The organism is Gemmiger sp. (genome assembly GCF_057431175.1).
Map to the genome: position 1 here is coordinate 111,982 of NZ_DBMDDV010000004.1, position 11,179 is coordinate 123,160.

The 11,179-nt window shown below is 50.5% G+C and carries 12 protein-coding genes and 1 pseudogene; 5 read left to right on the forward strand and 8 right to left on the reverse strand.

Annotated elements, in window-relative coordinates:
* Positions 1–596 precede the first annotated feature (596 nt).
* From ACZO0A_RS03205 to ACZO0A_RS03215, 3 genes are read right to left on the reverse strand one after another with little or no spacing between them, the layout of a single operon-like run.
* Positions 597–1,547 (reverse strand): TlpA disulfide reductase family protein, encoded by a 951-nt coding sequence (locus tag ACZO0A_RS03205; protein WP_486846028.1) that lies wholly within the window; start codon positions 1,545–1,547, stop codon positions 597–599.
* A gap of 10 nt (positions 1,548–1,557) precedes the next feature.
* Entirely contained in the window at positions 1,558–2,451 is an 894-nt protein-coding gene (locus ACZO0A_RS03210; RefSeq protein ID WP_486846029.1) for a 4Fe-4S binding protein, read from the reverse strand.
* Positions 2,452–2,476: 25 nt separating this feature from the next.
* Entirely contained in the window at positions 2,477–2,623 is a 147-nt protein-coding gene (locus tag ACZO0A_RS03215; RefSeq protein ID WP_486846022.1) for a CD1871A family CXXC motif-containing protein, read from the reverse strand.
* A 143-nt stretch (positions 2,624–2,766) separates the two neighbouring features.
* On the opposite strand from ACZO0A_RS03215, the gene ACZO0A_RS03220 reads away from it, so the two are divergent.
* A complete protein-coding gene (locus tag ACZO0A_RS03220) occupies positions 2,767–3,444 on the forward strand; it encodes a response regulator transcription factor (protein ID WP_486846023.1) in 678 nt (225 codons plus the stop codon).
* Positions 3,441–4,592: a sensor histidine kinase gene (locus tag ACZO0A_RS03225; protein ID WP_486846024.1), complete on the forward strand. Its 1,152-nt coding sequence runs from the start codon at positions 3,441–3,443 to the stop codon at positions 4,590–4,592. Before ACZO0A_RS03220 ends, ACZO0A_RS03225 begins: the two co-directional genes overlap by 4 nt.
* A gap of 7 nt (positions 4,593–4,599) precedes the next feature.
* Here the strand turns inward: ACZO0A_RS03225 and ACZO0A_RS03230 are convergent.
* A pseudogene (locus tag ACZO0A_RS03230) lies at positions 4,600–4,779 on the reverse strand (hypothetical protein); the annotation flags it as partial.
* 717 nt (positions 4,780–5,496) lie between these two features.
* On the opposite strand from ACZO0A_RS03230, the gene ACZO0A_RS03235 reads away from it, so the two are divergent.
* The 3 genes from ACZO0A_RS03235 (at position 5,497) to ACZO0A_RS03245 (ending at position 9,556) form a co-directional block, all read left to right on the forward strand.
* On the forward strand, positions 5,497–7,374 hold the full coding sequence (locus ACZO0A_RS03235; protein ID WP_486846025.1) for an LPXTG cell wall anchor domain-containing protein: 1,878 nt from the start codon (positions 5,497–5,499) through the stop codon (positions 7,372–7,374).
* 310 nt (positions 7,375–7,684) lie between these two features.
* Positions 7,685–8,731, forward strand: a complete 1,047-nt coding sequence (locus ACZO0A_RS03240) for a DUF6077 domain-containing protein (protein WP_486846026.1) — start codon at positions 7,685–7,687, stop codon at positions 8,729–8,731.
* Between the two features lie 18 nt (positions 8,732–8,749).
* Positions 8,750–9,556, forward strand: a complete 807-nt coding sequence (locus ACZO0A_RS03245; protein WP_308132876.1) for a hypothetical protein — start codon at positions 8,750–8,752, stop codon at positions 9,554–9,556.
* Between the two features lie 214 nt (positions 9,557–9,770).
* Here ACZO0A_RS03245 and ACZO0A_RS03250 read toward each other — a convergent pair whose 3' ends face one another.
* The 4 genes from ACZO0A_RS03250 to ACZO0A_RS03265 all read right to left on the reverse strand — a co-directional run.
* Positions 9,771–9,914, reverse strand: coding sequence for a hypothetical protein (locus ACZO0A_RS03250; protein WP_308132877.1), 144 nt, complete (start codon positions 9,912–9,914; stop codon positions 9,771–9,773).
* 96 nt (positions 9,915–10,010) lie between these two features.
* Positions 10,011–10,166, reverse strand: coding sequence for an IS66 family insertion sequence element accessory protein TnpB (gene tnpB, locus ACZO0A_RS03255; protein ID WP_374116775.1), 156 nt, complete (start codon positions 10,164–10,166; stop codon positions 10,011–10,013).
* Positions 10,166–10,507 (reverse strand): IS66 family insertion sequence element accessory protein TnpA, encoded by a 342-nt coding sequence (tnpA, locus tag ACZO0A_RS03260; protein ID WP_308132878.1) that lies wholly within the window; start codon positions 10,505–10,507, stop codon positions 10,166–10,168. Before tnpA ends, tnpB begins: the two co-directional genes overlap by 1 nt.
* Before the next feature lie 400 nt (positions 10,508–10,907).
* A partial coding sequence (locus tag ACZO0A_RS03265; protein ID WP_486846027.1) for a hypothetical protein occupies positions 10,908–11,179 on the reverse strand: 272 nt, incomplete at its 5' end.

Sequence of the window (11,179 nt, forward strand, 5' to 3'; positions counted from 1 at the left end):
AGCTGTTAATATCGGGAAGGGAAAGCAGCCTTGCTGGACAGGCTCTTATTCAAGCGGTTCATCCATTCGAATTCTCTCCTGAATATGGGGCGGAATCTCAACTGAATGTCTACGCACAAAATCACAGGTTTTGGCTATCTGGCTCCACATAAATGTGTTTGCAGCCGAACGCCTACGGCTTATCGGGAGTTGCTTCGCAACTATAAAACGCAGGAGGATCAAGCTATGGCTCGACCCAAAAAGGACGTCATTTATTATGCGCTTACCCTATTACCCATGCCTGGAGCACATACAGCAACAGCCTGCCTGCAACTTGCTATATGTCAAGCAACAGGAAGGCTGTTATATTATTTTAGTCTACAAGATTTCACTAATAATTGAATCACTTTTTCTTTACCATGCAGCGTTTCTTAAAGAACGAAAGCATTGATTATTCTAAAGTAAAATACCGCCAAGCAGTTTTTCCCAACTGCTTGGCGGTATTTTCTTAGATGATATTTGTTTTTATGTAAGCGCTCAAACGGATGGTTACAGAGAGCCTTTGCTCTCCGGATCATAAATAATCCAAGCCGATATATTGGAGACGAATTCGTTTGTCAGCCCATATCGGCGGCAAGAGCCTGGTCGATGAGCTTTTGCAGCGTCTCCGCCTGCTTCTTTTCCGTGATAGCGCCTACGATGGGGTCGCCCACGATGTTGCCGTTCCTGTCAACCACATAGGTGGTGGGATAGGCAAAGATGTTGCCAGTGAACTTTCCCGCTTCTCCGTCGGAATCGAAATACACGTTCTGATAGGTGGCGCCCTTCTTGGCCAGTACGTCCTTCGCCTCGGAGATCGCTGCCTCGTCGCCGTCCAGCGTAAAGGTGTTGACGCCGATGAGTGCGCCGCCCTTCTCCGCAAGCTTCTTGTTCAGCGCGTCCAGATCGGCAAGCTCGCCCACGCAGGGATTGCAGGTGGTGAACCAGAAATTCACTACGGTGACGGCGTTGCCGGAGAACAGCTCGTCACTCTTCACAGGGTTCCCATCCAGATCCTTGCCCTCAAAGGCAGGGAATTTCTGCACACTGCCGTCATCAGGCGGCGCGGTCATGTCGCTGCCCGCAGGCACGCTCATGGCGTCATCTATAGATTGCTGTACCGCATCGGGGTACTTTTCCTCAATCACGGTCAGCTTGTTTTCGATGTCGCGAATCGTCTCCGCTTTTTCCTGAAGCAGTTTCAGCTCATCTGCCGTAAACTGATCCTTGGCGGATTCAATTGTACTGAGCAGGAAATCACCGTAGTTTTTGCCGTCCTCCTGCATAGTCATGCCCTTGTCGGCTGCCATGAATACCTTGTCCCAAAGTTCGGTGTTCTCCGAGAGAATGCCATTTTCCTGCGCCATCAGATCGTTGTACATGGCAGCCGCTTCCTCGGCATTCTTCGGTTCGCTGCTCGTTGCGTCCGTTTTGTCTGCGCCCTTTGCTCCGCAGGCAGCCAAAGACAGCGCAATCAGGGCGATAAGCAGCAGCGCCAGCAATCGGCCGGCAGGTTTCGTTCGATTCATCTTCATCTTTTTATTTCTCCTTGTTATCATTGTTTTTCTGCGGCATTGCAGCCGCCTTGGTTTTATCTTTACCGTCTCCAAAGCCGTAGCGGAAGCTGACGGCGCTGGTAGGACAGGCGCGGACGCACATTCCGCAACGGATGCACTCGGCATGGTTGGGCGTCTTTGTCACGTCCACATCCATTTTGCAGGCCTTGGCGCATTTCCCGCAGGAGACGCATTTGCTCCTGTCTACCTTCATCTGGAACAGGGATACCCTGTTGAACAGCGCGTAAAACGCACCCAGCGGGCACAGCCACTTGCAGAAGGGGCGGTAGAATACCACGCTCAGCACGATCACCGCCAGCAGGATGCAGAATTTCCATGTAAACAGGCTCCCCAGCGCCGCCCGGATGCCGGAATTGGCAAGGGACAGTGGGATGGCCCCCTCCAGCACGCCCTGTGGGCAGAGGTATTTACAGAAGAACGGGTCGCCCATGCCTACATCATTCACAAGGAACGCCGGCAGCAGGAAGACCATCACCAGCAGCACAGCGTATTTCAGGTATGTCAGCGGCTTCAGCCTCTTTGTGGAAAGCTTCTTAGTGGGGATTTTATGCAGCAGTTCCTGAAACCAGCCGAAGGGACACAGAAAACCGCAGATAAAGCGTCCCAGCAGGACTCCCAGCAAAATAAGGAAACCTGTGATATAATAGGAAAAGCTGAACTTGGAAGACCCCACCACCGCCTGAAACGCCCCGATGGGACAGGCACCGGAGGCCGCTGGGCAGGAGTAGCAGTTCAGCCCCGGCACGCAGACGTTTTTCCCCGCGCCCTGATACAGCCCGCCTTTGAGGAAGTTCGGCAGGTGCAGGTTGGTCAATAAGGCTGCCCCCACCTGTATCCAGCCCCGGAAGCGGGACAGAAGTTGTGACGCGCCCGAAAATTTCTTATCCAATGCCCACACACTCCAGACATAATTTGATCGCTTTGCTCAGCACCGTCGCCATCTCGCCGCGCCATACGCCGAAACACAGCATGGCGATGCCCACAACCAGCAGCACGGCCTGCGCCGCCGCCTTTTTTACATGGCTCAATTCCATCACCCTTTCACTTTTTCTGCCGCTATCATAGCACAAGAGAGTTAAAGTCACTGTTAAGAACGAAAATTTAACGCAAACCTTATCCGGTTTTGCTATAATTATAATAACATGAAAATGAATAAAAAAGGAGGGCTCTCATGCACCTTTTAGTAATTGAAGACGAACGCGCCCTGTGTGAAACCATTGTCCGCAGCCTGCGGCGCCAAGCGTACAGCGTGGACTGCTGCTACGACGGGGAAAAGGCGTTGGAGCTTCTGGGCGTGGAGCGCTACGATCTGGTGCTGCTGGATCTGAACCTGCCGGGGAAGGACGGCATGACAGTGCTGCGCACCCTGCGGCAGACCGACCGGGAGACAAAGGTACTGATCCTCTCTGCCCGGGGTGAGGTGGAGGACAAGGTGGAGGGGTTAGATGCCGGAGCCAATGACTATCTGGCAAAGCCCTTTCATCTTGCCGAGCTGGAGGCTCGCATTCGCAGCCTGACCCTGCGGCAGTTCACCCAGCAGGATGTGCTGCTGACCTGCGGCGGCCTGACCTTTGACACACGCTCTCGTACCGCCGCCGTCAACGGGCAGGCACTGACGCTCACCCGCAAGGAAACAGGGATACTCGAATACCTGATGGTGCATCAGGGGCGGCCCGTGAGTCAGGAGGAACTGATGGATCACGTTTGGGACAACAGCGTGGACAGCTTCAGCAATTCCATTCGCGTCCACATCTCCGCCCTGCGCAAAAAGCTCCGCGCCGCGCTGGGCTATGACCCCATCCGCAACCGCATCGGCGAGGGCTATCTGATGGGAGGCGAGGAAGCATGAAGCGTCTTTCCTTGCAGTGGCGCATCACCCTGATGACCGTCCTGCTCATCGGCGTCACCTGCGTGATCATGAATCTGCTGCTCTGCTCCTCCGGTGTGTACTATATGGACACCATTGCGGACAGCCTACAGGGCGGCGGCACGGTAATCCTGAATGAGGGCGGTGCGGTGAGCTTTGACCCGCAGCACATAGCGCCCGACGAGGAGCTGACCATCGTCGTCGATGGGGCGCAGGGGCGCTTCCGCACTACCAACTGGTACATCACGGCTGCGGTAATGCTGCTCAGCGGTGTGCTGACCTATTTTGTCAGCGGACGCGCACTCAAGCCCCTGCACAGTTTTGCCTCGCAGGTGGAGCAGGTGCAGCTGAACAATCTTGCCGATATGAGGATCGATGAAGACGTTATTCCGGAATTCCGGCAGCTGAGCCGCTCGTTCAACCAGATGCTGGAGCGGCTGAACAATGCCTTTGCCGCCCAGCGGCAGTTCACCGGCAATGCCGCCCACGAGCTGCGCACGCCGCTGACGCTGATGCAGGCGCAGCTGGATCTGTTTTCCTCCGAGCACCCCGACGTGCCGCCGGAGATTGCGGAGTTTCTCACCCTCCTGCGGGAGCAGACGGAACGTCTGACCCGGCTGACCAAGACGCTGCTGGAGATGAGCAATCTGCGGCAAGTGGCACGGAACGAGCGGATCCAGCTTGCTCCCATGATTGAGGAGATTTTTACGGATCTTGCGCCACTGGTGGAAAAGCGCGGCATCACGCTGGAGGCGGATGGCGACGGCGTTATGACCGGCAGCGATGCGCTGATCTACCGGCTGATCTTTAATCTGACAGAGAACGCCGTTAAGTACAACCGCCCCGGCGGCTCGGTGCGGGTCTGTGTCACACAGGAAACGGAAAAACTCCTGATTCGCGTTTCCGATACCGGCTGCGGCATTCCGGAGAAGTATCAGCAAAGCATCTTCCAGCCCTTTTTCCGTGTGGATAAGTCCCGCAGCCGCGAGTACGGCGGTGCGGGGCTGGGGCTCTCTCTGGTGTGGGAGATCGCCGATCTCCACGGCGGCTCCGTTTGGGTGGAGGAAAGTTCGGACAAGGGCACGACCATCGCGGTGGAGCTGCCAACGCAACAATCAACGAAGCCCTAAAACCCTTTTATTCGTTTTTCGCCGCTTCGCTTGCCTCCCTGCGGCGTTCCTCTCTGTATGGGGCGGTCAGCCGGAAAGAGAAGCGTCCCTTTTCAATCTCAAATTCCTTGCAACCCGTGTCCGGGTCTACGTCCGTCAGCTTGCAGACGGCAGGGTGTTTGCGACTGTATGTGGTCAGCCTGTTTTTGCGCTGCTGGATGGCAGCTATGCACAGGCAGTAGCTTCGGCGCTTGTGGCGCTGCTGTTATGCCCATTTGCAGCACCGATGCTGCTATCGCTGGCAGGAAGCGCCTTGATTGTCGCTGCATCAGCGTTATTTGCTTGGCTGTTCTGAAAACAAAATATGACGATGAACCGCTATCGGCTGCACAGCGGTTTTTCTTTTTCAGATAGCATTCAAGAAGTCATAAAGTCGGGATAGTAATGGAAGAGGTAATGTGTTTAGAAGGTGAACGACAATATTTTGAGCGCTACTTGTGGTTTTATGGAGAATCTGCTATAATATTTATGTATATTTGTGAGGAATGGGATCGATATTCTTTTCTTACTACAATTACGGAAGGAGGGCTTGACAATGATGCTCAAAGGCGCGAAAATGGCTCGGCTCGGCTCGGCTCGGCTCGGCTCGGCTCGGCTCGGCTCGGCAGGAGCATAGCGCCGTTTTTTCAGCGTGTCAAGTCTTATATCATACAATTTATAACGAACCAGTTGCCGGAGACAGGGCGTATTATGCCTTGGCTTCGGCTTTTTGCGTTTGTTGGAAGGATGGTGGTTTGATATTGAAGTCCTAACCACGACAGGCAAATCAATCTTTTCCGGTTAAACCTTCTGTCTTCTCCGGCGTGTCCGCTGTCGGAGGAAGTAAATGGCGGACAATTAAAAAGTGGAGGAACTCTGAACTCTTATGAAGAAAAAACTATTTGCAATCCTACTCAGCATTGTAATGGTAGTTGGACTCCTGCCTGTCACAGTACTGGCAGCGGATTCCACGGTCTACGACATCTGGGTAGACGGCGTACAGGTCACGTCTGAGAATAAGGATAATCTTTTCAGTGGAACAGTAAGTTATGACCCGACCACTCACACCTTGTCCTTGAACAATGCCACCCTTGACAACGACACCATGTCAGACTACGGTATTAAAACGACTATCCCCAGTACGTTGAAGATACGGTTGACCGGGACAAATAGCATTACCCGAACCGATCCCGGCGGAGGAGTGGGAATATACCTCAATTACAGCAATTCTGTCGAGATTACCGGCGATGGAACACTGGTGATCAACGTTATCGGGAATAACTACGATGGAATTAGCACAGGGGCTGACGTCAAGATTTCCGATAAAGCAAGGGTCATAATAAACTCTGAAGGCGGATTGGGCATAGCCGGAAGAATGGTCGAAATTGACGGGGCAACAGTGAATTCCACCGGCTTGTATGCCGGAATCGATGCCCATTGGCTGAAGATTATAAACGGCGCCGATGTTACGCTTAAGGCGACTCAGGACAAACGCAACGGAGCATTTATCAGGAAAGATAACGAAGGAAACGGCGGCGATATTGAGCTTGCTGCATCTAAAGTTAAAGCAACAAGCTATTATCCCGGTCTGTATGCTGCAGGCGATCTGACGGTTAACGGCGGCGAGGTAAACTGTACCTCTACTGCGGACGGTGCAATATGGGCAAAAGGCAATATTCTGATCAAAGGAGGCGCCAAAGTAACCACTGACGGTAAATTCCCGATGGGCTGTAACGGTACTTTTACCGTAGAAGAAGCAGAGATTGATGCAAAGAATACGAATGCGGATAATATCCCTGCAATTTTCGATGAAAGTGTACCTGTGATTGCCGATGGCTATCATCTGAACTATGCAAAAGCTGTAGACTCGGAAGGAACAGAAATTGACCTGCTTTCCAGCGGTACTCAGTACTTTGCACTTTATAAAAATGTTCATTTTATCACAAAGGCTGTCTATCCGGTTTCTTTCATTGTAGCGCCAGTCGGTCTGACCAATGTTGTTGTTAAAGTGAATGGTCAGGAGGTTACCGGCTCTGTCAGTTTGGAAGCAGGAACTTACCCTGTTGAAGTAACCGCTGATAACTGCAAAGCATACACCGGCAATATAACGATCACCGCCGATCCGGCAACGCATACGCAGACGGTTGCAATGACATATTTACCTGCCGACTACACTAAGGTCGACGAAGCCATTGCCAAGGCAAATGCTTTGAAGAAGGATGAGTACAAGGATTTTTCCGGTGTGGAAGTTGCCGTCAATGCTGTTGACCGTGACAAGAACATTACTGAACAGAGCGAAGTTAATGCAATGGCGAAAGCTATCGAAGATGCGATTGCCGCCCTGCAATACAAGGACGCCGACTACACCAAGGTCGATGCAGCCCTCGCCAAGGCAAATGCTTTGAAGAAGAATGACTACAAGGATTTCTCCGCTGTGGAAAACGCCGTCAATGCCGTTGCCCGTGGGAAGAACATTACCGAGCAGGGCGAAGTAGATGCCATGGCAAAGGCTATCGAAACTGCCCTTTCCGCCCTGCAATACAAGGACGCCGACAAGACCACCCCGGCACCTGCTGCAACGGCCACTCCGGCACCTGCCGCCACGGCCACTCCGGCACCTGCTGCAACAGCCACACCTCAGCACACCATTCCGCAGACCGGCGACACAAGCAACCCTGCTTTGCTGGTTGTCCTTATGCTTGTCAGTGGTAGTGCAGCCATTGGAACAGCCGTTGTTGCCAGCAAGAGAAAGCACAACAGATAACTGAACAGCCCCCTCGCTCCATCTTCCGCGCAAAGCAAAAGCGCCGCAGCGATGTGGCGCTTTTCTATTGCCACAAAGCAGCAAATAGTGGGCTTTCCCACCACCGTAAAGCCGTATCAAATAAAAACGTCCAAAATCGCCCCGAAAGCGAACAGTTCGGGAGATGTTGGGCGTTTTTCTATGCTCTACTTGCGGACAATTTGAGAGAGCATAAGTCCATCTCTTTACGCCCGTTTGTCACTTGTCTTGCGCCCACCCAGACAGTATGTTATAATGTATAATATTTCATGGAATTGTTGGGGGGCTTACTATGTTTGCTTTACAAGTGGTCTGGTTCTACTTACTTATGCTTGCCGTTCCGCTAGCCATTGGCGGGTTGTTTTTCCCTGAGCGGAGCGTAATTTCTCCTGTGTCATATCTAGCAGGACTTGCCACTGCTTGGGGCACATATGAGATCATTGGTTTGCCCTGTGCGCTGTTGTTTAAAACATCACTTACCACCCTTACTGTGTTGTGGAGTGCAGTAATGATCCTGTTGACCATTGCTGGTGTATTGGTTCGGTATACCCACGGTCGAATGGCACTATTACCTGCAAAGGGCTTGCAACTATCCCGGACAGCTCGGATCCTATTGGCGCTGGTTATTGTAATGGTTGTGTTGCAGACAGCCCGCACCGTGACTGGATATTTTCTCGCCTTCGATGACTCAGATTACTTAGCTCAATCAACAACCGCCCTCTACACCAACACCATCAACCAGTATGAACCGCAGACTGGCCGCCAAGTTGATATTTTGGATCAAATCGAGCCACATCATAAAATCGCACTCTGGGGCATCATATGGGCCACAATGACTCAACTCACAGGCATCCACCCATCCATTCTCTGCCGGACGCTCCTGCCTGTTATTGTTATACCTACTGCCTATATCATCATGTACCTGATTTTGAAGGACATGTTTGGTGGCGAAGAAGAAAAGCCCCTGGCTGGTCTACTATTTCTACAGATTGCTTATGAGCTTGGTAGCTGTGGTGGCGGCGTCCGACAATGGTGGCTGCTTATGTACAGCTGGTACGGCAAAACTGTGACCGCTATGCTCATTTGCCCGTTTATTCTGTACCTGTTCCTTATTCTCGAAAACGAAACCAACAAAAAGCATCAGTTGCAGCTCTGGGTTCTGCTAGCCCTGACAGCCTGGGCCGGCTGTATGGTAGCAGCTTCGTCCTTCCTTATGGTTCCCTTCCTCTTAGGCGTACTTGGCCTGTGTCATTTTGTCCGAAAGCGGAATTTGCTTTTCTGCATCAAGTTAGGCATCTGCATCATTCCCTGCCTGGCTCTTTACTACATCACTCGCTAACTGGTGGAGGCAGGAAAAATGAATCGTTTACATGAATTGTTTTCAATCGCTCTTGATGTATTTAATCTTGCCACTTCCCGTGGGTTCTATTTCCTTCCCTTTTTGTTTGCTATTGCTTATCTCATTTTATCAGATGATGAAAAGCACAAACGAACCATCACATTTCTTTTGGCTCCGACTGCATTGGGAATGCTTATCCTGCTTTCCCCATTCGTAGGTAGCTACGCCGAGGGACGCGATTATATACAGATATGCCGCTTTTACTGGACATTACCGTTCGACCTAATCGTTGCATACTGCATTGCAGACAGTCTGTGGAAGGCCAAACGTCCAGCAGCCAAGGCTGCGCTTATAGCGGTATTAGCTTTGGGCGTAATGTCCTCCACTCGTCAGTATAACACCATCCTCCCTAAGGTAGACATCGGCTGGCCTTGGGAAGTAGCTGCGAACCTGTATAAGGTACCCGCATCTGTTGAGAAAACCTGTGATATTATTCTAACAGAGCAAAACGGTGAAGCCTGTCGTGCTGCTTTTCCTCACGATCTAGCCATGTATGTCCGTCAGTATGATGCAACAATCATGATGCCCTATGGGTCGTATAGCGAATGGAGAAATTTTCAATCCCCCTGCTTCGGGCCTATAAACGGTGATCAGATTAACTTGGATGAGGTCGAACAGGTTGCTCTAGAGGATGGGCTTGATTATTTTGTACTGGACCAGAGCAAAATAGTCAGTGGTTCTTTAGTGAATTACGCTGAGATTGATTCTGTTCCGGATGGAGAAGAATCCTATGGTGTTTACAAGAGAATCTCCTCCGTGGCATAGCTTTCGCAGCCAATGCATATATCGTGCATATATCGGTGCAGTAGCGACGCTTGCACGGAGTTTTAGCGACACTTTCACGCGCTAAAGCCCCAACCTATGTATTGGAAACAAACGGATAATATAATAGGTCACTCTGTCTGAATGTTTAAGCCACCCTCACCGGTGACCATGGCAGCCAAAAGCTCTGACAGCGTTTTTACTGGCAGAGTAAAAGTCAATCGTCTAATTCGGGTGCCGGGATACCATTTCTTTGCAGTAAAGCCTCCAAAAGATGAATGCGCCGTAACAACCGATCAATTTCAACCTGCATCTCGTGGAATGTTTCGGTGGCCTCTTCCTCTGCAACATTGGCTACCATGAGTTGAACTTCAGTAAGCGATCAATACCCCCGTGAAGGCAAAAAATAAGAGCATCTCGGTTTCGAGGTGTTCTTATTTTTTGCCTTCACGGGGGATTATTGATCGGTTACGAACAGAAATAAGCCCCTGTCATATGGATCCATTTTGAAGTTCTGCATAACATACGGGACCAGACTTCGAAGCCCTTTGCGCATATCTGTATACCCGGTAACGATATACACATTTTGGGCCTGACGAATATCTCCCAGCATTAGGCGAGTCCTTTCACAATTTCCAGAATGTATGCAGCAGGCAGAGTACTTGGCAAGAAAATTGACACTCCATCTTTCTGGATGCGAATCTCCTGGTGCGATTTATTGGCTGGAATACTGTTGACGGGTGCTGGCGGAGCTATTTTCACAGGGACTATTGCCTGCTGTTCCATGACTTTCCCAGCTGCCTCATCCCTTAGCAGCGCCTGCCAGCGCATGAAGCTGGAATATGCAATTCCGTTTTCAGAACACCATTCACGGTTGGTTTTCCTGCTATGAGCACATTCCTTGATTAGCTTCAGATAATGCTGCTTTTTTAAACTGTGATATTCACCCGCCATTTTTTACTCCATCTTTTTAGATTCTTAGACTTCTCAGAATCTATTATCGCACTTAATGGACTTAATTTCTAGCCAGGGGATTATTGATCGCATACCGTGAAAGTGGGGTTACTTTCCCGACGCGGTGGGGCTAAAACTCCGTGCACATGGGGCTTTCGGAGCGATTTATGCATACTGTGTAACACACAATACGCAGAAGAGCGCACGACTGTTCAGCCTAATACAGATGTCCTATAATCTTTCAGCAGAAGGCAGCGATGCCGATGCCTGTTATCTGGAAAGCGTCATTAGTAGAGAAAGAAATCCCCTGCTCAAACAAGCTCTGCAAGATGACTCCCTGTTCAGGTGGTGAAATTATGTGCCGTTTCCCAGTTAGGGTACTTTTTCTGGAAATTCACATTCATGTACGATGAAGAACTTTCGCCACCAACTTTTTCACCTTTCTTGTTAATCTTGTTGTAAACACAATCGCCTGAAAACCAAATTCGCTATAAGTATCTACGAGTTTATTCCTTTTAATTTCTTTAATCCTACCTGTGTCAAATGGTAATTGCATATCTCCATACAACACCTCTATTTCAGACAATTCAACATTATCACATGAGAACACAATTTTTAATTCCTTGCACTCAATAATAATATCCGACTTGAAAATTGTATCTCTTCCATAAG

What these genes read in the sequence shown, in the direction of transcription:
- ACZO0A_RS03205 (WP_486846028.1), bottom strand. Translation starts at nt 1,547, where the DNA reads ATGAATCGAACGAAACCTGCCGGCCGATTGCTGGCGCTGCTGCTTATC.
- ACZO0A_RS03220 (WP_486846023.1), top strand. Translation starts at nt 2,767, where the DNA reads ATGCACCTTTTAGTAATTGAAGACGAACGCGCCCTGTGTGAAACCATT.
- ACZO0A_RS03225 (WP_486846024.1), top strand. Translation starts at nt 3,441, where the DNA reads ATGAAGCGTCTTTCCTTGCAGTGGCGCATCACCCTGATGACCGTCCTG.
- ACZO0A_RS03235 (WP_486846025.1), top strand. Translation starts at nt 5,497, where the DNA reads ATGAAGAAAAAACTATTTGCAATCCTACTCAGCATTGTAATGGTAGTT.
- ACZO0A_RS03240 (WP_486846026.1), top strand. Translation starts at nt 7,685, where the DNA reads ATGTTTGCTTTACAAGTGGTCTGGTTCTACTTACTTATGCTTGCCGTT.
- ACZO0A_RS03245 (WP_308132876.1), top strand. Translation starts at nt 8,750, where the DNA reads ATGAATCGTTTACATGAATTGTTTTCAATCGCTCTTGATGTATTTAAT.
- ACZO0A_RS03250 (WP_308132877.1), bottom strand. Translation starts at nt 9,914, where the DNA reads ATGGTAGCCAATGTTGCAGAGGAAGAGGCCACCGAAACATTCCACGAG.
- tnpB (WP_374116775.1), bottom strand. Translation starts at nt 10,166, where the DNA reads ATGCTGGGAGATATTCGTCAGGCCCAAAATGTGTATATCGTTACCGGG.
- tnpA (WP_308132878.1), bottom strand. Translation starts at nt 10,507, where the DNA reads ATGGCGGGTGAATATCACAGTTTAAAAAAGCAGCATTATCTGAAGCTA.